Origin of the sequence: Mesorhizobium sp. 131-3-5, assembly GCF_016756575.1 — a bacterium.
GTDB classification, from domain to species: Bacteria; Pseudomonadota; Alphaproteobacteria; order Rhizobiales; family Rhizobiaceae; genus Mesorhizobium; species Mesorhizobium jarvisii.
On sequence record NZ_AP023254.1, the window covers coordinates 701,583 to 724,990 of the forward strand.

Sequence of the window (23,408 nt, forward strand, 5' to 3'; positions counted from 1 at the left end):
AGGGGCGCCTTGCCTGATGTCCTGTCCAGCGAGCCGCGAAAAAGCGACGCCGACCCAAGCAGTGCCGTGAGCGAAATCCACATCCACGCGCCAGGACGCTATATCGTCGAGTTTCGGCCGACAGAGAGGTGGATGCCGTTTCTCCGGCTCGATGTGCGCCGCCCCGGACATGCGGACAGAACCGTCTATGTGCCGGTCACCACGCGGACGTCCTATCTGCTCACAAGCAGCGAAGGCGGCCTGGTGCTGCAATTTGATAGAGGCGACGTCGTTGCGGCGCGTGTTAGGCCCTTAACCATCGGGGATATTGGCGCGCTGCTGCGTCGGCGCCGTCGCCACAAGCGATTTCAGCTGCCGCTTGGCGAAGGCCTGGTCTTGCAGCCTCTTTTCCACGTCTCGGGATCGCAAGGGCGTGAATTGGCCCGGGCGCTCGGCAGTCTTGCCGGTTGGGGCTTTGGCACTGCAAGCGACAATCTGCAGAAGACCCTGTCGCGGCACTTTGATGGTCCGCCAGCCGAGGCCCCCGAGCGCCGGCCCACCGTCGAGCCGAAGATTGCCGTAGCGCTTCACCTGCATTACCCCGATCTCTGGCCCGAGTTCGAGGCGTTGCTGGAAGCAACCGGTCGTCAATTCCAGCTCTTTCTCACGCTGACCCAGCCTGACGCGGCACTTGCGCAACGCGTTCAGGCAAGATTTCCGGGTGCCGAGATCACGGTCTACGAAAATCGTGGCCGCGACGTCGGCCCTTTCATCCAATTGCTTCGCGAAGGAAAGTTCGATCCCTTCGATCTTATCTGCAAGCTGCATGGCAAGAAGTCGGGGCAGAGCGGGCCGCGCATGGTTCTCGGCGAGATCTGGCGCCAGGTGAGCGCGTTCGACCTGATCGGATCCCGCGGCGTGGTCGACCGCATCATCGCTGAGTTCGAGCGTTCCCCCGAAACCCAGATGATTGGATCCAGACGCTTTCGGCTGCCCAATGAATGGAAGGGGGAGAAGGCTGCGTGGGGCGAGAACAGGGCGATGGCCCTCAATCTGCTGGAGGCAATGGGGATGCCCGGTTCTCGCCTCGATTTCTTTGCCGGGACGATGTTCTGGGTCCGCCGCGGCGCGCTGGAACCACTGCGACGGCTGGATCTGCCTTTGGCAGCCTTTCCCGAAGAGGCAGGCCAACAAGACGGCACATTGCAGCATGCCCTCGAGCGTGTTCTTGGAATGATCTGCACAAAGATCGGCGTTGCCTCGGATGGTGACATGACGACGGATTCCCGCGAGGCAGACCCGATTGGATAGATCCGAATTTTTGATCTTTGTAAGATCGCTCACCAGCAGAAGCCGATGGAAGAGATTTCGCCTGCGGCAACGAATTCGGGCCAGCGGCCTGTTCGATGTGTCGTGGTATATGGTTCAAAATCCGGATTTAGCCCGGAGCGGGAAAGATCCGATCCTGCATTACATCAGGTACGGTGCCGCGGAGTCCCGAAACCCGAGTCCGGACTTCGACAACGAATACTATCTGGCGAAAAATCCCGACGTGGCCGCCGCGTCGATGAATCCGTTGGATCACTACATTCGTTTCGGCAAGAGCGAGGGGCGCAGCCCCCGACGTGCTCCGGGCACAAATGCCGGCGCCATCCAGAGACCCGACACCTACGTGCCGCGATCCAACGAGAGGCGACCCGCCGCATTAAAGGCGCGCCTCATTGCCTTCTACCTACCACAGTTTCATCCGATTCCTGAAAATGACGCCTTTTGGGGAAAGGGCTTCACGGAATGGACGAATGTGACACGCGCGACGCCGCAGTTCGACGATCATTATCAGCCCAGGCGGCCGGCGGACCTCGGCTTCTACGATCTGAGGGTGAAGGACATCCAGAAGGAACAGATCGAGATTGCCCTTCAGTACGGCATCTCGGGGTTCTGCTTTCACTTCTACTGGTTCAACGGCAAGCGCGTCCTCGAGATGCCGATCACACAATTTGTCGAAAATGACGCGCACGAACTGGGCTTCTGCATCAATTGGGCAAATGAACCCTGGAGCCGCCGTTGGGATGGGCGCGAGCAGGAGGTGCTGATTGCGCAATCGCATTCACCCGAAGACGACCTGGCCTTCATCGAATATGTATCCCGCTATTTTCGCGACCGGCGATACATCCGCATCGGCGGCAAGCCACTCCTGATGATTTACCGGCCCGGATTGTTTCCGTCAGCCGCTGAAACAGCACAACGCTGGAGAGCCTATTGCCGGGAAGCCGGCATCGGCGAGATTTTTCTTGCCTATCCGCAGTCGTTCGACAAGGACGATCCCGCCAAATTCGGATTCGACGCTGCCGTCGAATTTCCACCGAATCTTGGGAAATTTCGCGAGATCAGCGACAGAATTCCAACGCTCAAGAGCGGCTTCAGGGGAAAGATCTTCGACTGGACGGAGCTCCTCAATCGCAGCCGCGCCTACCCACAGGTTCCCTACACGCTGTTTCGCGGACTTTGCCCTTCCTGGGACAACACCGCACGGAGAATGGAGGCAGCCCACATTCTGATGAACGCATCACCGTCGCGCTACGCAGAATGGCTCGCCAACGCGGTCGCCGATACGTGCGATCGTTTCGCCGATTTCGACAGCCGCCTGATCTTCGTCAATGCCTGGAACGAGTGGGCGGAGGGAGCCTATCTCGAGCCCGACGCCCGCTATGGCTATGCCTATCTGCAAGAGACGCGGAACGTCCTGTCGGCTCCGTCAGCGGCCGGTAAATTCCCCGGGGATGCGTCCTGGCGCGTTTTGTTCGTTTCGCACGATGCGGCTCTCGGTGGGGCGCAGGCTTCGTTGATCGACATCGTCCAATGGCTGCAATCGCACACGGAGCTGGAGGTCAAGGTGCTGTGCCTGGCAGGCGGTGAACGGCTCGAACAGTTTCGACGCATCGTCGATACCGCCCTTCTGGACGATCTGGTTTCGCCGACCGAGACGACCGCCACGAAGCTGGTCCGCATCGCCGATTGGTACGGTGGCAGACCGGACCTGATCTATTGCAACAGCCTGGCCACCGGCCGTGTGCATGCGCTGCTTGGTGAACTGGACATTCCTATCCTGACGCATGCCAGGGAATTGGCAGCGAGCGTCGCCCGATACGCCAAGGACGATATGGAGGATGTCGTTTCCCACACGCGGAGATTCGTTGCGTGTTCGCCAAGCGTTCGGGACTACCTGGTGGCCGAGCACAAGGTCGAAACGAACGCCATCGACGTCATTCCAAGCGCGGTTCCGCAGCCCGGCGCCGATCCCGGTCAGACGGAAATCCAGCGTCTTGAACGTCGCCGGCTGGCCGGCTGGCCCGTGGACAAGACCATCGTCCTGGGATCCGGCCTCGCAATGCCATTCCGCAAGGGTGCCGACCTGTTTATCGAGGTGGCCCGAATTCTTCGGGTGCGGGGGATTGAGGACTATCATTTCTACTGGCTCGGCTCGTTTCCGGAGCGGGAACGGGATGAGGTTCTCGGCACCTGGTCGCAGCACCTCGACCGGATGCGGGCGGACGGGTTGGACGAAAAAGTTACATTTCTGGGCGATGTCGACGATGTGAGCGGCTATCTTCGGGCTGCCGATCTGTTTCTTCTGACATCCCGCGAAGAGCCGTTCGGCCGCGTCATGCTGGAGGCGGCATTCGCCGAGTTGCCGGTGATCTGCTTCGCAGGCAGCGGCGGGGCGCCGGATTTCGTCGAGGACGATGCCGGCATCATCGTCGAACGGGTCGATCCGGCCGCCATGGCCGATGCCACGCTGAAACTGATCCGGAACCAGCCGTTGCGGATGCAGCTCGGCAGGCAGGCGGGCGCCAAGGCGCGGCGGCATTTTTCCACCGACCAGGTCTTTCCGCGCCTGCTGTCGACCATGCGGAAGGTTGCAGGCCAGACGCCCGCGGTTCCGATCATCGTGCCTAACTAAATTATGCCCGCCTATGTACGATCAGCGCCGTGCAACTGCTTCCGCCGCCAGGCGGCAGGCGCTTCGCCGACGCGTCCGTGGAAGAACCTTGGGAAATAGGCGGGGTCGTCGAAGCCGATCTCGTAGGCGATGTCTTCGACCATGCGCACGGTGAACAGCAAGAGCCGCTTGGCTTCCAGCAACCGCCGTTCGCTGACGACGCGCTTGACGCCGCTGCCCAGCAACATCCGCGCGGCCTTGTCGAGAAGATGCGGCGTCGTGGCCAGCGTCTCGACGTAGCGGTCGACCGGCCAGTTATCGCGGAAAATGCGCATGACCGTGGAAAGTTCTGCCGCGACGAACCGAACGCCTCAGCTCTCACCCTCGATCAGACCCTCCAGGAGATCGAGCAGCAGCTCTAGCTTCTCATGCCCAAGCCGCCGCTCGATGTCGTCGTAGATGACGCGGCGCTCGGGCGACAGGGCGTCGATCAGGGCGGAACCGGCCGGGGCGATGGTCAGCACGACGCGGCGGCCGTCGCCTTCCGCCTTGTTGCGGGTGATGAACCTTCGGCCCTCGAGCGCCTTGATGATGCGCGTCAGGCTGGGCGGCAGCACCGATGCACGATCGGCGAGCTCGGTCGCCTCGACCGGGCCGGCCTCACTCAGCACGCGCAGCACACGCCATTGCTGCTCGGTGACGTCATGCGCGGCGAGCATCGGGCGAAACCGCGCCATCACCACTTCGCGGGCATGAAGCAGCGCCATTGGTAAGGACCGGCGGGTGTTCTCGGGCAGCAAGTGAAATTCTCTCCAGCGCAGGCTTGCAATCGGCAGGCTTTGCCGAGCGCTAGCCCTAAAGCCGGTCACCTTCATCCCGTATCGTCGCCTCAGGCCTGATGCAAGGCTTGACTTCCGATGTCCCCGGATCGCGGCGCGCTGGCGCCATGGTCGGTCCGGCGCCGTCTTGTGCTCCCGCCCTTCAGATTTTTGAGAGAATATTCCCGGCTTTGCCGAGAACGGCGAAACACGTTCTTTGATAAAATCGATAGAATTTCTGACGATGTGACCAAGCTTGGGCAATCCGCCTTGCTGTCATGACTTCACAACCGCAGAGATCAATCATGTCCGACGTCAACAACACTTTGCCCTCTTCCCTTTGGTCAACCCTCAACCGGCGCGGCGGCCTTGCTCTGCTGTTCGCATCGGCCGTCGCGGTCGGCAGCCTGATGGCGCCGCATGCGTCCTTCGCCGAGGACAAGAAGGCAATCAAGGTCGGCATCATCAGCGGCGAGGACGAGGATGTCTGGCGCGTCGTGGTCGCCCAGGCCGCCGAGAAGGGCCTGACCATCGAGACCGTGGTGTTCAACGATTACACGCAGCCCAACGAAGCGCTCGAGCGCGGCGAGATCGACGCCAACGCCTTCCAGCACCAGCCCTATCTCGACAACCAGATAAAGACTCAAGGCTATCACATCGTGCGCGTCGGCTATACCGGGGTCTGGCCGATCGGCCTTTACTCCAAGAAGTACAAGGCGGTCGCCGACCTGCCGGGAGGCGCTGTCATCGGCGTGCCGAACGACCCGTCCAATGAAGGCCGGGCGCTGCGCGTGCTGCAGAACGAGGGCGTGATCAAGCTGAAGGACGGTACCGGCATTCTGGCCACCACCGCCGACATTGCGGAGAACCCCAAGAAGGTCGAGATCAAGGAACTTGATGCCGGCATCGTCGGCCGCTCGGTCGAGGATCTCGACGCCGCCGTGGTCAACACCGACTGGGCGCTGAAGAGCGGCCTGACGCCGGAAAACCGCATCGCGCAGGAACCCATTGCCGACAATCCGTACCGCAACTTCATCGCGGTCAAGGTCGGCAATGAAAACGACGCCTGGGTGAAGACGCTGGTGGCCTCGTACCAGAACGACGCGGTCAAGGCCGAGTTCGACAAGGTCTACAAGGGCACCGGCCTCAGCGCCTATTGATCCGCGACCGGACGCCCGGTTCGAGAGCAAATGCGGTCCGCGCCTGAGCGCGGGCCGCACTTGCATTTTCGGATGGCGAGAGCAGGAACACGCATGAACCAGCATATCACGGCATCCCAGGCGATCGCCGATCCGAACCACGCGAGACCCGACGCGTCGCAAGACGTGGTGCGCCTTGTCGACCTGAAGCGCCACTTTGGCGCCACGCCGGCGATCGACGGCATCTCGCTGACGGTGCGCAAGGGCGAGATCCTTGGCATTATCGGCCGCAGCGGCGCCGGCAAATCGACGCTTATCCGCTGCCTGAACGGGCTGGAGCGGCCCGATTCCGGCGAGGTGTTCATCGAGGGTCGCGAGATCAGCCAGCTCGGCGAGCGTGACCTGCAGCCGCTGCGCCGACGCATCGGCATGATCTTCCAGCACTTCAACCTTTTGTCGGCCAAGACGGTCGAGGACAATGTGGCGCTGCCGCTGAAGATCGAGGGCCGTCCGAAGGCCGAGCGGCTGGCGCGGGCGGCGGAGCTGCTTGAACTTGTTGCCCTGTCGGAGAAAGCCCGGGCCTATCCGGCATCGCTGTCAGGCGGCCAGAAGCAGCGCGTCGGCATCGCCCGGGCGCTGGCCGCGCGCCCGGCGCTGCTGTTGTCGGACGAAGCAACTTCGGCGCTCGACCCGGAGACGACGCGCTCGATCCTGGCGCTGCTGAAAGACATCAACCGGCAGCTTGGCCTGACCATTCTGCTGATCACCCATGAGATGGAGGTGATCCGCTCGATCGCCGACCGTGTGGCGGTGATCGATGCCGGGCGCATCGTCGAGGAGGGGCCGGTCTGGTCGGTGTTCGCCGACCCGCAATCGGACATCACCAAAAGCCTGCTCGGCGCCATCCGGCCGCAACTGCCGGCCGAACTGGCGGCGCGGCTGCTGCCGGCTTCCGGCGCGGAGACGATCCTGCGTATCGATGTGGCTGGCGAGGTCGCGCGTGGACCATTGCTGTCCGACCTTGCCACTTCTGTTCCGGGCGCCTTCCGCCTCGTCCATGGCGGCATCGACCATATCCAGCAGCAGCCGATCGGGACGCTGTTTCTCTCCGTTCCCGGCAGCGATGCGAGCCATCTCGCTGCCGTCATCACATTCCTGAAGGCCCGCCAGGCGCGGGTGGAGGTGCTTGGCCATGTCGCCAATCCTGTTTGAGCTTCTGCTGCGTTCGATCTGGGAGACGGTGCTGATGATGGCCGCCTCCGGCCTGATCTCGCTGGTCTTCGGCCTGCCGCTTGGGCTGGCCTTGATATCAACCGAACGCGGCGGCATCGCCGAGAGCCTGTGGGTCAACCGCGTGCTCGGCGCCGTCATCAACGGCTTCCGCTCGGTGCCGTTCATCATCCTTCTGGTGGCGCTGATCCCGCTGACGCGGCTGATCGTCGGCACCTCGATCGGCACCTGGGCCGCCATCGTGCCGCTGTCGATCGCCGCCACGCCCTATTACGCCCGCATCGCCGAGGTTTCGCTGCGCGAGGTCGACCACGGCCTGATCGAAGCGGCGCGCGCCATGGGCGGCAACCGCTGGACGATCATCCGCGAGGTGCTGGTGCCCGAGGCGCTGCCCGGCATCGTCGCCGGCTTCACGGTAACGCTGGTGACGCTGATCGGCGCCTCGGCCATGGCCGGCGCCATCGGCGCCGGCGGCCTCGGCGACCTCGCCATCCGCTATGGCTACCAGCGCTTCGAGACCTCGGTGATGGTGGCGGTGGTGATCGTGCTGATCATCCTGGTGTGTGGAATCCAGTGGGCGGGGGATCGATTGGTGGCGCGGCTGTATCGGCAGGGGTGAGCCGGTGCCTCGGACCCACTAAAACTGTCAATCAGGGCCTGAATCACCCGGTCACGGTCGAGGATATCGGCGTTGAACGTGAAGCCTGCGTGCTCGGCGAGCATGGCAAGGAATGTAAGCTGGGTACGGCCATTGCCTTCACGAAATGGGTGATGGCATTGATCTCCGCGATGATGTGCGCCAGATGCTTCGCAAAGCTGACTCTATCAACGATTCCAGGCAAGCCGGGCTACCCCCTCAACCTCATACCCTCCGGATCGAAAAACGGCATCGGCGCCACGACCGCGCGGGTCGGCACGCCATTAATGTCGATGCTGAGTTCGGTACCGACCGCCGTGAACGGCAAGCGCAGATGCGCGGTGGCCAGCACCCTGCCGAGAGAGTAGCCGTGGTCGCTGTAGGTGACGATGCCGGCATCCTCGCCATCGGCCAGGATCCTGGCGTCCGTCGCCGCCGGTTTGTCGCCGTCGAGGATCAGTCCCGTCCAGCGCTCGTCGAGGCCCTTGTCGCGGATTTTGAGCAGCGCTTCGCGGCCGATGAAATCGCCCTTGTCGAACTTGATCCAGCGGTCGAGGCCGACATGGAACGGCGTGCGGCTCTCGTCCATGTCGATGCCATGCGCCGGATAGGCCTTTTCCAGGCCGAGCGTGAACATCGCCAGCACGCCATAGGGTTTCAGGCCGAAGTCCTTGCCGGCCCGCATCAGCGTATCCCAGACGGAGGCCGCCTCGTCGGCCGGCACGAAGAGTTCGAAGCCGAGCTCGCCGGTGACGCCGGTGCGCGAGATCAGGACGCGAGTGCCATTGACATGGCCCGACGTGAACGCCCAGCGCTTGAGACCGTCCAGATCGGCATCCGAGATCATCGCCTTCAACAGTTCGCGCGAGCGCGGACCCTGGATGGTCGGGAAGGCGACGGCGGCGGTGATGTCGGTGACATAGGCCTTGCGGCCCTGGGCATGGTGCTGCAGCCAGGGCAGCATCTTCAGCCGGTTGACCGAGCCGGTGACCAGCATGAAATGCTCAGTCGCCAACCGGAACACGGTGAGGTCGTCCATGATGCCGCCATCCTCGCGGCAGACCGTGGAGTAGCGGACCTGGCCCGGCTTCATCGCCGCCGCGTCGTTGACGATGACATGGTTGACCAGCGCCTCGGCCTCCGGCCCCTTGATGTCCATCTTGCCCATGGTGCTGAGATCCTGCACGCCGACATTGGCGCGCGTGTTCAGGTGCTCGTCGGCGATGCCGGAATAATATTTGGCCGAGATGAAATCGCCGCCGACCCGACCCATGGTCGCGCCGAGCCCGACGATGCTGCTGTAGAAGGGGGAACGCCGCTCAGCCAAGAAGGTCTCCATCATTCATGAAAAGCAGCAGCGCCAAGCGGCGCTGCCGGAAGGCATTGGTTGCCGGTCTCAGTTGCCGTAGACGTCGAAGGCAAAATACTTGTCGTTGATTTCCTTGTATTTGCCGTTGGCGCGCAACGCGTCGATCGCCGCATTGAACTTACCGGCAAGTTCCTTGTTGCCCTTCTGCAGGGCGATGCCGACGCCGGGTCCGTGAATGGCCGGATCGGCCGTCAGCGTGCCGAGCAGCTTGCAGCAGGCGCCATCGGGCTTCTTCAGCCATTCGGTCAGGATGATCGAGCCGTCCATCATGGCGTCGAGGCGGCCATTGGCCATGTCGGTGCGGGCATCGTCGCCGGTCGGGTAGGCCTTGACGGTCGAGCCCGCATATTTCTGCTCGGCGAATTTCTGGTGGATGGTGGCGGTCTGCACGCCGAGCGCCTTGCCCTTCAAATCGTCGGGTGAGGTGCCCGCGATGGTCGAATCCTTCGGCACGGCGATGGCCGGCGGCGTCTGGTAATATTTGTGGGTGAACTCGACCTTCTCGGCCCGCTCGGGCGTAATGGTGATGTTGATGATGGCATCGAACTTGCCGGCTTGCAGCGCCGGAATAGAGCCGTCGAAATCCTGAACGGTGAATTCGCATTCGGCCTTCATCTCAGCACACAACGCCTTGCCGAGATCGATGTCGAAGCCGCCGAGCGTGCCGTCGGCATTGGCATAGTTGAAGGGCGGATAGGCGCCCTCGGTGCCGATCCTGAGCTTGTCCTGGGCGCTGGCGGCACCGCTGGCAAGGGTAAGGGCGACGGAAGCGGCAAGCACGAAACGACCGAAAAGACGCATGTTCCAGATCTCCGTTGACTGGGGAAGTCTACGGGCTTTGGTGCTTTCGGCGGAGACGGAAGCGACATGTGCTGCGGCGATCACGGCGCCGTGAGCGATCCACGCCGTGGCGGATAGCAGTGCGTCAGCCGGCGCGCTGCCTGTCCGTCGCCTTGCGGTCAATTGTGAGACCGCCCGCCGAAAGAACCACGCCGAACTTCTCGCTGGCTTCCTCTGAGGTGTAGTACCCCAGCGCAACGTCGCGAAGCACGAGATTGGCGTCACGCTCTAACGGATCGCCATAGCCGCCACCGCCTGGCGTGCCGACGCGCACGCGGTCGCCGGCCTTGAGCGGGATGTCCTGCTCCTTGGACAGATGCGGCGGCACATGTTCGACGCCGCCACGAAAGACGGTCACGCTGTTGGGTTCGCCATCCTTGCCGCCGAGCGCGCCTTGCGGGCCGAAACGGCCGTGATCCATGACGAAGGAGGCCCGCGCATCGCCGCGCAGGATCTCCACCTCATAGGCGAGGCCAAAACCGCCGCGATGCTTGCCGGCGCCGCCCGAGCCTTCGCGCAGGGCGTAGTGGCGGTAGAGCACCGGGAAGGCCTGCTCCATGATCTCGACCGGCGGCGATTTGGAAATGCCGATGGTCGAGCAGCCATTGGTCAGCCCGTCATGGCCCGAATTGCCGCCATAGCCGCCGCCGGAGATCTGGTACATGACGTAATCGCGGCCGCGCGCCGGGTCGTTGCCGCCCAGCGCGAAATTGCCGCTGGAGCCGGCGGGTGCGGCCGTCACCTTGTCCGGCAGAGCCTGCACCATGGCCGCGAACACCGCTTCGGCGATGCGCTGCGAGACTTCCGCCGCGCAGCCCGACACTGGACGCGGATATTTGGCATCGAGGAAGGTGCCTTCCGGCCGCTTGACGATCAACGGCTCGAAGGCGCCGGCGCTGATCGGCACGTCCGGGAAAATGTGGCGCATGGCTAGATAGACCGAGGACAGGGTCGTCGCCAGCACGCTGTTCATCGGCCCGGCGCAGGGCCTGGACGAGCCGGCGAAATCGAAGGTCAGCGTGTCGCCCTGTTTCTCCACCGCAAGCGCGATGGTCAGCGGCTCGTTGACCACGCCGTCGGAATCGACAAAGGCCTTCGAATGATAGGTGCCGTCGGGAATGGCCGCGATGTTGGCGCGCATCTGCTCGGCGGCGCGGCGGCGCAGTTCGGCGATCGCCTCGACAACAGTTTCGTCTCCGTAACGATCCAGGATTCCATTGAGCCGATCCTGACCAATCAGCAGCGCCGCTGCCTGCGCCCTGATGTCGCCGATGCGCTGGTCGGCGACGCGGATGTTGGAGCAGATGATGGCGTAGATTTCCGCGTCGAGCACGCCCTTCTTGAACAGTTTCACCGGCGGCAGCCGCAAGCCTTCCTGCTCGACCGCCGTCGCGGAAGCCGAGAAACCGCCCGGCACCGAGCCGCCAATGTCGGGCCAGTGGCCGGTGTTGGACAGCCAGCAGAAGATCTTGCCGTCGCGGTAGACCGGCATGGCAAAGCGCACATCCATCAGATGCGTGCCGCCGAGATAGGGGTCGTTGACGATGTAGATGTCGCCCGGCTCAGGGGCCAGGCAACGGCCGTCGGCGATCATCTCGATCACCGTTTTCGTCGAATATTGCATGACGCCGACGAACACCGGCAGGCCTTGCGATCCTTGCGCGATCAGCGAGCCGTCGACGGCCGAATAGATGCCGTCGGAGCGGTCGTTGGCTTCCGCAATGACCGGCGAGAAGGCAGCGCGCGAGAATGTCAGGTCCATCTCGTCGCAGACCTGCTGCAAGGCAGCCTGGAGGACCGAAAGCGTGATGGCGTCGAGCTTTGCCATATTGATGTCAGACATCTCAGGCCTCGCCAATGTCGATGATGATATTGCCGTCGGCGTCCGACCTTGCGCGGTCGCCGGGTTCGAGCACCGTGGTCGCATCCATCTGTTCGAGGATCGCCGGCCCTTCGATGACTGCATCGATCGGTAGCTTTTCGCGTGCGTATACCGGCGTGTCGTGCCACTGGCCCGCATACCAGACCGGTCGGATCTCGCGCCGCGCCGCGTCCAGCGTCTCGGCGCGCCCGGCCGGGTCGATCAGGCGCGACAGGTCGATCGCCGGGCGCACGCCGGTAACCGAGGTGTTGAGGTTGACCAAGTTGGCGCGGATTTCCGGCAGCTCGACCTTGAAGCGGGCGAAATAGGCCTTTTCGAACAGGGCTTGCAGCTCCTGCCGGCTCACGGTCGAGGACGGCAGCGGCACGTTGATGATGTGGGTCTGGCCGACGAACTGCATGTCGGCGGAGTGGGTGACGCGGATCGTCTCCGGCTTCACCGCTTCTTTGCCGATCAGCTCCTCACCTTCGTTTCGGTGCCGTTCCAATACTTGGCGCATCTGAGTTTCGTCGAGCACGGCAACCGGCTGGTTGATGGTGTTGACGAAGTCATGGCGCAGGTCGGCGACGACGCAGCCGAGCGCATTGGTGATGCCGGGACGCGCCGGCACCAGCACCCGTGGCAGGCCGAGTTCGCGCGCCAGCGCGGTCGCATGCAGCGGCCCGGCGCCGCCGAAGGCAAACAGGGCGAAATCGCGCGGGTCATGGCCGCGCGAAACAGAAACCATGCGGATGGCGCCCGCCATCTTCATGTTGCCCAGCCTCAGCACCGCGCCCGCCGCTTCGACGCCCGACAGGCCGGTTGCCTTGCCGATCTTGTCCTCGAAAATGCCGGTGACGCGCTCCACGGTGACCGGGTTTTCGACGGCCAGCAGCTTCTTCGGCGCCAGCCGGCCGAGCACCAGATTGGCGTCGGTGATGGTCGGCTCGAGGCCGCCGCGGCCATAGCAGATCGGGCCGGGATTGGCGCCGGCGCTCTCGGGACCGATCTGGATCAGGCCGGCCGCGTCGACGCGGGCGATCGACCCGCCGCCGGCGCCGACCGTGTGTACCGCCACCATCGGCACATGGATCGGCATCGCATATTCGATCTCGATCTCGTTCGACACCGCCGGCTCGGCGTTGCGGATCAGCGCCACGTCGGTCGAGGTGCCGCCCATGTCGTAGGTGACGAGGTTTTCGAAGCCGGCACGCTTGCCCGTATAGGCGGCGGCGATGACGCCCGAGGCCGGGCCGGACATAACGGTCTTGGCCGATTCACGTGTGACGAAGCGGGCCGAGATCATGCCGCCATTGCCGTTCATGATCAGGAAGTCGCGGGCATAGCCTTTTGCCGCCAATTCCTTGCGCAGCCGCTCGACATAGCGCTCGAGGATCGGCTGCACCGAGGCGTTGACGGAAGCCGTGACTCCGCGCTCGAATTCGCGCGCTTCCGACAGCAGCGCATGGCCCGTGGTGATGTAGCCGTTCGGCCAGAGCTCCGCGGCGATCTCGGCGGCGCGCCGCTCATGCGACGGGTTGGCGTAGGAATGCAGGAAGTGGATGACGAGGGATTCGCAGCCGGCCCCGATCAGCGCCTTCACCGCCTCGCGCATCCCGGCCTCGTCGAGCGGCGTGCGCACCGCGCCGGAAGCCTCGACGCGCTCCGACACTTCGAGCCTCAGGTTGCGCGGAATGACGGGGACGAAAGTGCCGGTCATGCCATAGGGTTGCGGCCGCGTGCGCCGGCCAAGCTCGATCACGTCGCGAAAGCCGCGCGTGGTGATCATGCCGGTCTTGGCCAGCCGGCGCTCCAGCACGGCATTGGTGGTGGTGGTCGTGCCGTGCACGATGAGGTCGATGCCGTCGATCGCAAATCCGGTGGCGCCAAGTGCCGAAACCACGCCGAAGGCCTGGTTGTCGACCGTCGTCGGGGTCTTGGCGATATGCACCTTGGCGCCGTGCTTGCCGTCGATCAGAAGCAGGTCGGTGAAGGTCCCGCCGACATCGATGCCGGCCACGACGCTGCCCAGGGAATCCGGCGGCTGCACCGAAAAATTCTCTTTCATTGTCGAAACCCGAAATGCTGGGACTACGGATATGGCACAGTTTGGAAAGGTGTTTCGCGGCGGTATCTTGACGCAAATATCGTTTGTATACTAATAAATTCCGGACACAAGAGCTTACCGCTTTGGAGTGTGCGAGCAGCACGCCGGGACCTGAACGGTCCGGGCGCGCAGGTAAAAGTTTGGCGCCCGCGTCCCCGGTTGGGCCAGAAAGTTGGATTTGATGAACACCACATCCGCCTTCAACACCGCCGGCGCCCGCCTGCTGCAGTTTCCTGTACCGGCCAATGTCTATGCCGAAACCGTCGTCTCGGTGAAGCACTACACCGACCGGTTGTTCTCGTTCCGCATCACCCGTCCGCAGTCGCTGCGCTTCCGCTCCGGCGAGTTCGTCATGATCGGCCTGCCCAATGCCGAGAAGCCGGTGTTCCGCGCCTATTCGGTGGCAAGCCCGGCTTGGGACGAAGAGCTGGAATTCTTCTCGATCAAGGTGCCGGACGGCCCGCTGACCTCGGAACTGCAGAAGATCCAGGTCGGCGACACCGTTATCATGCGCCAGAAGTCGACCGGCACGCTGGTGGTCGACGCGCTGACCCCGGCCAAGCGGCTGTTCATGATTTCGACCGGCACCGGCATCGCGCCGTTCGCCAGCCTGCTGCGCGACCCCGACACCTATGAGAAATTCGACCAGCTGATCCTGACCCATACCTGCCGCGACAATGCCGAGCTGACCTACGGCCAGGAATTGGTGGCGGCGCTGGAAAGCGACCCGCTGATCGGCGAACTGACCACCGGGCGCGTCACGCTCTACAATTCGACGACCCGCGAAGAATCAGCTCGCATGGGCCGCATCACCGCGTTGATCGGCTCTGGCAAATTCTACGCCGATCTCGGCATCGAGAAGCTCAATCCGGAAACGGACCGCATCATGATCTGCGGCTCGATGCATATGCTGAAGGACGTCAAGGAACTCGCCGAAAGCCTCGGCTTCCAGGAAGGCTCGCTCAGCCATCCCGCGACTTTCGTCGTCGAGCGCGCTTTCGTCGGCTGAGGGCCTCTGCCCAACCTGAGGACAGGCTGCCTTTCCAGGCGAATACCGAAGCCCGGATAGACTGCCGCAACAGCTCCGGCCACTCCTTCCCAATAGCGAATACGGCAAGCGCGCGCCTGTCGCGTCGTCCCAGCCATATCTGATTTCAGGCCAGGCGAAGTGCCCCGCAATGGCAATGGCGACGTCTCCTGCGTCGACCGGACCGATGTATCCGTGGGCGGTTAACAAGCGCCTCGCATCCCCCCGGTCGATCGAGGCTCAGCCCTGACCCCGGGAGTAACTTTATTGCGATGGTGCATTCAGCGCGGCCTCACGCATCCTTGAATGCTGCGGCGCAACATGACCGACTTGTAACCTGACAGGGCTGGGTCGTCGGGACTACTGTCCCGGTGATCGACGCGGTCGGTCCTAACCCCCAACCATCCCGAAAAAGGCTTGATATCCTTGCCAGCCAGGTGGACGGCACCATGACTAATTCCACGACACAGCAAGCCAGGCGAAAACGACCCATGCGCTCTCGGGGCATCGTCCTGTTGACCACACTCCTCCTGCTCGGCGGCGGTTACGGCATATGGCGCAACCACGCCGAGGCAAGGGCAGCCACTCAAACGACGCCGCCCGCACCCAAGGTGCCGGTTACCGTGGCCACCGTGCAAAAGACCGATTTCCCGCTCTACCTCTATGGACTCGGCACGGTTACGCCGCTGAACAGCGTCAGCATCTCGAGCCGGGTCGCCGGTGTCGTCAACCAGGTTCCGGTCGATCAGGGACAGATGGTCAAGCAGGGCGATCTGCTCGCCGAGATCGACCCTCGCCCGTATCAGGCGGCGCTCGACCAGGCGAAGGCCAAGGAGGCGCAGGACGAAGCGACGCTCAAGAACGCGCAGGTCGTTCTCAATCGCCTTTCCACGCTCCTGAAAAAGACGTTCGAAACGCAGCAGGATGTCGATAACCAGCAAGCAGTGGTCACGACGGCAGCCGCCACGATCGAGGGTGACAAGGCCGCGGTCGAGGCGGCGCAACTCAACCTCGATTTCACCAGGATCAAGGCGCCGCTGACCGGCAAGACGAGCTTCCGCACCATCGATCCGGGCAACATCGTGCAGGCCGGCCAGAGCCCCGGGCTTTTCACGGTCGTGCAGCTTCAGCCGATCTATGTGTCATTCACGCAACCGCAGGACGAGGTTTCGACCATCAACAAGGTTTTCGCGGCCGGTCCGGTTGCGATCGACACACTTGGCGCGGATATGAAGACCGTGCTGGCGAGCGGCAGGCTGGAAGCGATCCAGAACGCGGTCGACCAGGCTTCCGGCACGATTTCGCTCAAGGCAACGTTTACGAACCAGGACAATGCGCTATGGCCGGGCCTGTCCGTCAACACACGCATACGCATCGGCACGATGGCAGGCGCGATCGTGGTGCCCGACGAAGCTGTCCAGCATGGCCCTGACGGGCTCTTCGCCTATGTCGTCGGCGACGACGGCAAGGTCCGTCGCCAGACCGTCAAGACAGGCCCTTCCGATGGCGGCGAGACGGTCGTCACCGACGGTCTCGCCGCGGGGCAACGTGTCGTGGTTGCCGGCCAATACCGGGTGGTTGACGGCGCAAGCGTCGACGCCGCCACGGGTCCCGGCGCCGGACAGGCGCAGAGCGGCGCTGCCGGAGGTGCAAGCTGATGGCACAGATCGGTGTTTCCACGCCTTTCATCCGCTATCCCGTCGCCACGTCGCTTCTGATGATCGGCGTGCTGTTCGTCGGCGTGGTCGCCTATCTCAACCTGCCGGTCGCGGCGATGCCGAACGTCGACTTTCCGACGATCCAGGTGTCCACCAGCCTGCCGGGCGCCGATCCGATCACCATCGCGTCGTCGGTGACCCAGCCACTCGAGACGCAGTTCGCGCAGATACCGGGCATTGCCGAAATGACATCGAGCAGCCTGTCCGGTTCCAGCCAGGTCACCTTGCAATTCGCGCTCGACGTCGACATCGCATCGGCGGCCGGGCTGGTGCAATCGGCCATCAATGCCGCCGGCGGACAGCTGCCGAAGAACCTTCCCAATCCGCCCACCTACCGGGAGGTCAACCCGACGGATTCGCCGATAATGCTGATCGGGGCCAGTTCGACCGACTTGCCGCTGACAACGTTGAGCGACGACGTCTACACCAAGCTCGCGCAGGTGATCAGTCATGTCGACGGCGTCGGCCAGGTGCTGGTCGGCGGCCAGCAGACACCGTCGATCCGCGTCCAGCTCGATCCGGCCAAGCTCGCGGCAAGGGGCCTGTCACTGGAAGCGGTGCGTACCCCGCTGTCGATCGGCACGGTGGACCTGCCCAAGGGCAACATCCAGGGCGAAGTACGCTCCTTCACCATCTTCTCCAACGACCAGATGACAGCGGCCGATGACTGGAACAACGCCATCATCGCCTATCGCGACGGCGCGCCGGTGCGGGTCAAGGATGTCGGCCGGGCCGTGCTCGACGCGCAGGACTACACCCAGGCCGGTTGGACCGACACGACACGCGGCGTCGTGCTCGTCATATTCAAGGAGCCCGGCGCCAACATCATCGACACGGTCGACAGGATCAAGGCGGAGCTGCCGATGCTGACCGCCTCGATGCCGGCTTCACTGAAGCTGCAGGTGCTTTCCGACCGCACCCAGACCATCCGCGCCTCGGTGGCGGACGTGCAGTTCACGCTGATGCTCACCATCGGGATGGTGGTGATGGTGATCTTCCTGTTCCTGCGAAATGTCTGGGCAACCGCCATCCCGGCTTTCACCGTGCCGCTGGCGCTGCTTGGCGCATGCGCCTTGATGTGGTCCGCCGGCTACAGCATCGACAATCTGTCGCTGATGGCGTTGACGATCTCTATCGGCTTTGTCGTCGACGACGCCATCGTCATGCTGGAGAACATCGTCCGCTACATCGAGCATGGCGAAAAACCGATGGATGCCGCGATCCGCGGTGCCAGCGAGATCGGCTTCACCATCATGTCGATCTCGATTTCGCTGGTGGCCGTGCTGATCCCGCTGCTCCTGATGAGCGGCATTATCGGCCGCCTGTTCAAGGAGTTCGCGGTGACGCTGGCGATGACCATCCTGGTTTCGGCCTGCGTTTCGCTGACGCTGACGCCGATGCTGGCCTCGCGTTTCATCAAGCCGGCGAACGAGGAGCGTCACGGCAGGCTCTACAGGTGGAGCGAAAGCGTTTTCGACGGGATGCTGCGCGCCTATGAGCGCGGCCTCGACCATGCGCTCGGGCATCGTTTCATCACGCTGCTGGTGTTCCTGACCTGTGTGGGCCTTACCGGCTATTTCTTCACGCTGGTGCCGAGCGGCTTCTTCCCACAGCAGGATACCGGCCTGATCTTCGGCCAGGTGATCGCCGGGCAGGATGTCTCCACCGGCCAGATGCAGTCCTACATGGCGCGATTTGCCGGGATCGTCTCCAAGGATCCGGCGGTGGCGCATTTTGCGGCATCGACGGGCGGCAATGGCAACACGCAGAACACCGGCCGCATGTTCATCCAGCTGAAGCCACGCGACGAACGGGACGTTTCCGCCGACCAGATCATCCGGCGGCTGCAGCCGAAGCTTTCAGCCGTCCAAGGCGCGCGCTTGTTCATGCAGGCCTCTCAGGACGTGCGCGTCGGCGGCAAACTGTCCGCGTCGCAATATCAATATGTGCTGGAAAGCAGCGACCTCGACACGCTGGATAGCTGGGCGCCCAAGCTGTTGACGGCCTTACAGCGCCTACCCGAATTGCGGGACGTCTCGACCGACCAGATGAGTTCCGGCACGACGCTGACGCTGCAGGTCGATCGCGATCAGGCTGCCCGCTATGGGCTAACGGCGAACGATGTCGACAACACGCTCAACGATGCCTTCGGGCAACGCCAGATCGCCCAGTATTTCACGCAGCTTTCGACCTATGACGTGATCCTGGAGGTGCTGCCGTCACTGCGCGGCGACATCAAGGCGCTCAACCAGATCTATCTGACGACGCCGAGCGGTTCGCAGGTGCCGCTCTCGGCGATTGCCAGATGGACCACGAAGCCCGTACAGCCGCTGGTGATCAACCATGAAGGCCAGTTCCCGTCGGTGACGATCAGCTTCAACCTGGCGCCCAATGTCGCGCTCGGCCAGGCCACCGCCGCGATCGACAGAACCGCCGCCGAGATGCGGCTGCCGGCGACCATCCAGACCAATTACACAGGGACGGCGCAGGCCTTCCAGCAGTCGCTGTCTTCGGTGCCAGTGCTTATCCTCGGCGCCCTGGTCGTGGTCTACCTGATCCTCGGCATCCTCTACGAAAGCTACATCCACCCGCTGACCATTCTCTCCACGCTGCCCTCCGCCGGGCTTGGCGCGCTGGGTACGCTGCTCGTCTTCCATATGGAGTTCAACCTGATCGGCCTGATCGGCGTCATCCTGCTCATCGGCATCGTCAAGAAGAACGGCATCATGATGGTCGACTTTGCCATCGCGGCCGAGAGGGACCAGAACCTCAGCTCGCTGGAATCGATCCGCCAGGCCTGCCTGCTGCGCTTCCGGCCGATCATGATGACCACCATGGTCTCCATGCTGGGCGCGCTGCCGCTGATGCTGGAGAACGGTACGGGGGCGGAAATCCGCCAGCCGCTCGGCTACACGATGTTCGGCGGGCTGCTTGTCAGCCAGGCGCTGACGCTCTTCACCACGCCGGTGATCTATCTCTACCTCGACGACCTTTCCCATTGGCTCACCTCATTGCGCAGGCATGAGCAGGATGACGGCGAACCCGAAGGCGTGGAGGCTGAAATCGGCCCGGCTCGGCGTAAGCTGGCGGCCGAGTAGGCCCTACGTCAACGCCTAAGGTCGGCATCGGACCGACAGGCTTGTGGCCTCGGTCCAAACGATCGTGTAAGTATCGCCCTAAACGAGAAAGGGCAGGAAATGAGCAACACGATCCGCGAAGCCGAGCCTGGCACCAGCGCGTCCAAGGTGACGCCGCTGCCGGCCCGCGCCGCCGCCAACACCCCCGTACCGCTGGACCATCGCATCGCGCGCAATCCCGGCATGAAACTCGACCTCGGCTTCATGGAATCGGTGCGCAGCGTCAACCGTTCGGCGCTGGAACGGCGCGTCGCCAGCCTGACCAAACGGCGTTCGATCAAGGCCGACAACCAGGCGGCCTGGCTGCTGCGCGCCGTCGCCTGCATGGACCTGACGACGCTGAACTCCAACGACACCGAGGAGCGCGTGCGCCGGCTCTGCGCCAAGGCGATCAACCCGTTCCGCCGCGACATCGTCGAAGGCCTCGGCATTGCGGGTGAAACCATCCGGCCGGCTGCCGTCTGCGTGTATCATCCCTTCGTCGCCACGGCCGTCGATGCCGTGCGCGGCACCGGCATCCACGTCGCCGCCGTCTCCACCGCCTTTCCGCATGGCCTGGCGCCCCTGTCGACCCGGCTGCAGGAGATCGAGGCTTCGGTGCGCGACGGCGCCGACGAGATCGACGTCGTCATTCCGCGCGGACTGGTGTTCGGCGCCAAGTGGCGGGAGCTCTACAACGAGATCGTCTCGATGCGCGCCGCCTGCGGCGACGCGCATCTGAAGGTGATTCTGGGCACCGGCGACCTCGCCACTTTGCGCAACGTCATGCTGGCCTCGATGGTGGCGATGATGGCGGGCGCCGATTTCATCAAGACCTCGACCGGCAAGGAAAGCGTCAACGCGACGCTGCCCGTTGGCCTCGCCATGGTGCGCGCCATCAGGGCCTATTTCGAGGAAACCGGCTATCTCATCGGCTTCAAGCCGGCCGGTGGCATTTCCACGGCAAAAGCCTCGCTCGACTGGCTGGTGCTGATGAAGGAAGAACTCGGCCGGCCATGGCTGGAGCCCGAGCTGTTCCGCTTCGGCGCGTCGAGCCTTTTGACCGACATCGAGCGGCAGCTCGAGCATCATCTGACCGGTCACTATTCGGCCAATCACCGCCACGCAATGGCTTGAGCACCCACCCCGATCGGCCTGGCCGGTCGACCCTTCCCGCGAAGGGGAAGGGTGAAGGAGGCACCCCCATGAATATTCTCGACCGCTATCATGCCATGGAATACGGCCCGGCGCCGGAAGCCCGCAACGAGGCCGATGCGTGGCTTGCCGCGCGCGATTTCGGCAAGGCGCTGTTCATCGACTGCAGCTGGAAAGCCGCTTCCGGCGGCAAGACCTTCGACACCAGCGAGCCGTCTTCCGGCAAGCTGCTGGCCAAGGTCTCCGACGCCAGTGCGGCCGACATCGACGCGGCGGTTGCGGCCGCCACCAAGGCGCTGCCGAAATGGAGCGCCAGTTCAGGCTACGCCAGGGCAAAGGTGCTCTACGCCATCGGCCGCGCCATGCAGCGGCATCAGCGCCTGTTCGCGGTGCTGGAATCGATCGACAACGGCAAGCCGATCCGCGAAAGCCGCGACATCGACGTGCCCCTGGCGATCCGCCATTTCATCCATCATGCCGGCTGGGCGCAAGCGCTGGACAAGGATTTTCCCGGCCACACGGGCGTCGGCGTCGTCGGTCAGATCATTCCGTGGAATTTCCCGCTGCTGATGCTGGCCTGGAAGATCGCGCCGGCGCTGGCAGCCGGCTGCACGGTGGTGCTGAAGCCGGCGGAGTTCACGCCGCTGACCGCCATCCTGTTCGCCGAAATCTGCGAACGCGCCGGCGTGCCGAAGGGTGTCGTCAACATCGTGCAGGGCGGACCGGAAGCGGGCGCGGCCATCGTCAACCATCCCGGCATCCAGAAGATCGCCTTCACCGGCTCGTCAGAAGTCGGCAAGATCATCCGGAAAGCCACCGCCGGGTCCGGAAAAAAGCTGTCGCTGGAGCTCGGCGGCAAGTCGGCCTTCATCGTCTTCGAGGACGCCGATCTCGACAGCGCCGTGGAAGGCCTGGTCGACGGCATCTGGTTCAACCAGGGCCAGGTCTGCTGCGCCGGGTCGCGGCTCCTGGTACAGGAAGGCATCGCCGAGGCCTTGATCGCCAAGGTCAAGACGCGGATGAGCCGGCTGCGCGTCGGCAGCCCGCTCGACAAGAACACCGATATCGGCCCGCTGGTCGACTTGACCCAGCTTGACCGCGTCAAAGGCCTGGTCGCCGAAGGCGCCAGGCAGGGCGCCGTCTGCTGGCAGCCGGACGTAGCACTGCCGTCTTCCGGCTACTACCATCTGCCGACACTCGCCACCGGCGTTTCGCCGGCTAATATCCTGGCGCAGGAAGAGGTGTTTGGACCGGTTCTGGCGACCATGACCTTCCGCAACACCGAGGAAGCGATCGAGCTTGCCAACAACACGCGCTATGGGCTCGCGGCGAGCGTGTGGAGCGAGAACGTCAACCTCGCCTTGCACGTGGCGCCGCAATTGAAGGCCGGCGTGGTCTGGGTCAACGGCACCAACATGTTCGACGCCGCTTGCGGCTTCGGCGGCTACCGCGAGAGCGGCTTCGGCCGCGAGGGCGGGCGCGAAGGCATGTTCGAATATCTCGCGGCAAAACTGCCGCTCGGACCGGTCATCAAGCCGGCGGCGGTTTCAGCGCAACCCGTCGAGCAGGCTGACGGCGCGGCCATCGACCGCACCGCAAAACTGTTCATCGGCGGCAAGCAAATTCGGCCCGATAGCAATTATTCGCTGGCTGTCGCCACCGCCAAGGGCAAGCTGGCCGGCGAAGTCGGCTTTGGCAACCGCAAGGACATCCGTGACGCCGTCGCCGCCGCACGCGCCTGCAAGGGCTGGCCGGAAGCCACGGCCTATAACCGCTCCCAGGTTCTGTATTACCTGGCGGAGAATCTTTCCGGCCGCGCCGGCGAATTCGCCGCCCGTCTCAGTGAGCTGACCGGCGCCAACGCCAAGGCCGCGCGGGAAGAGGTAGAGCAATCCATCGAAAGGCTGTTTCTCTATGCCGGCCTCGCCGACAAGTTCGAGGGGCGCGTGCACCAACCGCCGGCTCGCGCCGTGACGCTGGCGCTGCATGAGCCGGTCGGCGTCGTCGGCATCGTCGCGCCGGATGCCTCGCCGCTGCTCGGCCTGATCTCGCTGATCGCGCCGGCGCTGGCCATGGGCAATACGGTGGTCGCGGTGCCTTCGGAACGCTATCCGCTGCTCGCCACCGATCTCTATCAGGTCATCGAATATTCCGACGTTCCGGCCGGCGCGATCAACATTGTCACCGGCCGCACGGCGGAACTTGCCGGCGTGCTGGCCAAGCATGACGATGTCGACGGGCTCTGGGTGTTCGCCGACGCCGAGACCTGCGCCAAGGCGGAGGTCGAATCCATCGGCAACCTCAAGCGCGTCTGGAGCGGCAATGGCCGCAGCCTCGACTGGGCATCCGACGAGGCGGCCGGCGATGCTTTCCTGCGCCGCGCCGTCGAGGTGAAGAATGTCTGGGTGCCTTACGGCGACTGACATTTCCAGACGGTCGCAATGGTGATCGTGTTCGGGCTTGACGCCCGGA

15 protein-coding genes and 1 pseudogene are annotated in these 23,408 nt (G+C 63.8%); 10 read left to right on the forward strand and 6 right to left on the reverse strand.

What is annotated here, in order from left to right; all coding sequences use genetic code 11:
* The first annotated feature begins 9 nt into the window (after positions 1–9).
* Together JG747_RS03330 and JG747_RS03335 are read left to right on the forward strand one after the other, a co-directional pair.
* Positions 10–1,290: a rhamnan synthesis F family protein gene (locus JG747_RS03330; RefSeq protein WP_167470447.1), complete on the forward strand. Its 1,281-nt coding sequence runs from the start codon at positions 10–12 to the stop codon at positions 1,288–1,290.
* Positions 1,283–3,940, forward strand: coding sequence for a glycoside hydrolase family 99-like domain-containing protein (locus tag JG747_RS03335; RefSeq protein ID WP_202361144.1), 2,658 nt, complete (start codon positions 1,283–1,285; stop codon positions 3,938–3,940). Before JG747_RS03330 ends, JG747_RS03335 begins: the two co-directional genes overlap by 8 nt.
* Positions 3,941–3,951: 11 nt before the next feature.
* On the opposite strand, the pseudogene JG747_RS03340 reads toward JG747_RS03335, so the two are convergent.
* Positions 3,952–4,245, reverse strand: a pseudogene (locus tag JG747_RS03340) (helix-turn-helix domain-containing protein); the annotation flags it as partial.
* 45 nt (positions 4,246–4,290) lie between these two features.
* On the reverse strand, positions 4,291–4,794 hold the full coding sequence (hpaR, locus tag JG747_RS03345) for a homoprotocatechuate degradation operon regulator HpaR (protein WP_202361145.1): 504 nt from the start codon (positions 4,792–4,794) through the stop codon (positions 4,291–4,293).
* Between the two features lie 248 nt (positions 4,795–5,042).
* On the opposite strand from hpaR, the gene JG747_RS03350 reads away from it, so the two are divergent.
* The 3 genes from JG747_RS03350 (at position 5,043) to JG747_RS03360 (ending at position 7,725) form a co-directional block, all read left to right on the forward strand.
* Positions 5,043–5,897 carry a MetQ/NlpA family lipoprotein gene (locus JG747_RS03350; RefSeq protein WP_064985314.1) on the forward strand — a complete coding sequence of 285 codons (855 nt, stop codon included), beginning with the start codon at positions 5,043–5,045 and terminating at the stop codon, positions 5,895–5,897.
* Positions 5,898–5,990: 93 nt separating this feature from the next.
* On the forward strand, positions 5,991–7,088 hold the full coding sequence (locus JG747_RS03355; RefSeq protein ID WP_202361146.1) for a methionine ABC transporter ATP-binding protein: 1,098 nt from the start codon (positions 5,991–5,993) through the stop codon (positions 7,086–7,088).
* On the forward strand, positions 7,069–7,725 hold the full coding sequence (locus JG747_RS03360) for a methionine ABC transporter permease (RefSeq protein ID WP_202361147.1): 657 nt from the start codon (positions 7,069–7,071) through the stop codon (positions 7,723–7,725). The genes JG747_RS03355 and JG747_RS03360 overlap by 20 nt, the downstream gene beginning before the upstream one ends.
* 229 nt (positions 7,726–7,954) lie before the next feature.
* Here JG747_RS03360 and JG747_RS03365 read toward each other — a convergent pair whose 3' ends face one another.
* From JG747_RS03365 to JG747_RS03380, 4 genes are all read right to left on the reverse strand, one after another.
* Positions 7,955–9,085, reverse strand: a complete 1,131-nt coding sequence (locus JG747_RS03365) for an aminomethyltransferase family protein (protein WP_038651108.1) — start codon at positions 9,083–9,085, stop codon at positions 7,955–7,957.
* 54 nt (positions 9,086–9,139) lie between these two features.
* A complete protein-coding gene (locus tag JG747_RS03370; protein WP_038651105.1) occupies positions 9,140–9,913 on the reverse strand; it encodes an ABC transporter substrate-binding protein in 774 nt (257 codons plus the stop codon).
* A 124-nt stretch (positions 9,914–10,037) separates the two neighbouring features.
* Positions 10,038–11,780 (reverse strand): hydantoinase B/oxoprolinase family protein, encoded by a 1,743-nt coding sequence (locus JG747_RS03375; RefSeq protein ID WP_038653625.1) that lies wholly within the window; start codon positions 11,778–11,780, stop codon positions 10,038–10,040.
* 16 nt (positions 11,781–11,796) lie between these two features.
* Positions 11,797–13,881, reverse strand: a complete 2,085-nt coding sequence (locus JG747_RS03380; RefSeq protein ID WP_202361148.1) for a hydantoinase/oxoprolinase family protein — start codon at positions 13,879–13,881, stop codon at positions 11,797–11,799.
* Positions 13,882–14,101: 220 nt separating this feature from the next.
* Between JG747_RS03380 and JG747_RS03385 the strand changes: the two genes are divergently transcribed.
* The 5 genes from JG747_RS03385 to JG747_RS03405 all read left to right on the forward strand — a co-directional run bounded on the left by JG747_RS03385 (position 14,102) and on the right by JG747_RS03405 (position 23,359).
* Positions 14,102–14,929, forward strand: a complete 828-nt coding sequence (locus tag JG747_RS03385) for a ferredoxin--NADP reductase (protein WP_202361149.1) — start codon at positions 14,102–14,104, stop codon at positions 14,927–14,929.
* Between the two features lie 533 nt (positions 14,930–15,462).
* Complete coding sequence (locus tag JG747_RS03390) at positions 15,463–16,605, forward strand: efflux RND transporter periplasmic adaptor subunit (RefSeq protein ID WP_244748324.1); 1,143 nt, start codon at positions 15,463–15,465, stop codon at positions 16,603–16,605.
* Positions 16,605–19,763: an efflux RND transporter permease subunit gene (locus JG747_RS03395; RefSeq protein ID WP_202361151.1), complete on the forward strand. Its 3,159-nt coding sequence runs from the start codon at positions 16,605–16,607 to the stop codon at positions 19,761–19,763. The genes JG747_RS03390 and JG747_RS03395 overlap by 1 nt, the downstream gene beginning before the upstream one ends.
* Before the next feature lie 99 nt (positions 19,764–19,862).
* Positions 19,863–20,918, forward strand: coding sequence for a deoxyribose-phosphate aldolase (gene deoC / locus JG747_RS03400; protein ID WP_038651093.1), 1,056 nt, complete (start codon positions 19,863–19,865; stop codon positions 20,916–20,918).
* Between the two features lie 68 nt (positions 20,919–20,986).
* Complete coding sequence (locus tag JG747_RS03405) at positions 20,987–23,359, forward strand: aldehyde dehydrogenase family protein (protein ID WP_202361152.1); 2,373 nt, start codon at positions 20,987–20,989, stop codon at positions 23,357–23,359.
* The last annotated feature ends 49 nt before the right edge of the window (positions 23,360–23,408 follow it).

Coding starts and splice junctions, on each gene's coding strand:
- hpaR (WP_202361145.1), bottom strand. CDS start 4,794: ATGAAGGTGACCGGCTTTAGGGCTAGCGCTCGGCAAAGCCTGCCGATT.
- JG747_RS03350 (WP_064985314.1), top strand. CDS start 5,043: ATGTCCGACGTCAACAACACTTTGCCCTCTTCCCTTTGGTCAACCCTC.
- JG747_RS03355 (WP_202361146.1), top strand. CDS start 5,991: ATGAACCAGCATATCACGGCATCCCAGGCGATCGCCGATCCGAACCAC.
- JG747_RS03360 (WP_202361147.1), top strand. CDS start 7,069: ATGTCGCCAATCCTGTTTGAGCTTCTGCTGCGTTCGATCTGGGAGACG.
- JG747_RS03365 (WP_038651108.1), bottom strand. CDS start 9,085: ATGATGGAGACCTTCTTGGCTGAGCGGCGTTCCCCCTTCTACAGCAGC.
- JG747_RS03370 (WP_038651105.1), bottom strand. CDS start 9,913: ATGCGTCTTTTCGGTCGTTTCGTGCTTGCCGCTTCCGTCGCCCTTACC.
- JG747_RS03375 (WP_038653625.1), bottom strand. CDS start 11,780: ATGGCAAAGCTCGACGCCATCACGCTTTCGGTCCTCCAGGCTGCCTTG.
- JG747_RS03380 (WP_202361148.1), bottom strand. CDS start 13,881: ATGAAAGAGAATTTTTCGGTGCAGCCGCCGGATTCCCTGGGCAGCGTC.
- JG747_RS03385 (WP_202361149.1), top strand. CDS start 14,102: ATGAACACCACATCCGCCTTCAACACCGCCGGCGCCCGCCTGCTGCAG.
- JG747_RS03395 (WP_202361151.1), top strand. CDS start 16,605: ATGGCACAGATCGGTGTTTCCACGCCTTTCATCCGCTATCCCGTCGCC.
- deoC (WP_038651093.1), top strand. CDS start 19,863: ATGAGCAACACGATCCGCGAAGCCGAGCCTGGCACCAGCGCGTCCAAG.
- JG747_RS03405 (WP_202361152.1), top strand. CDS start 20,987: ATGAATATTCTCGACCGCTATCATGCCATGGAATACGGCCCGGCGCCG.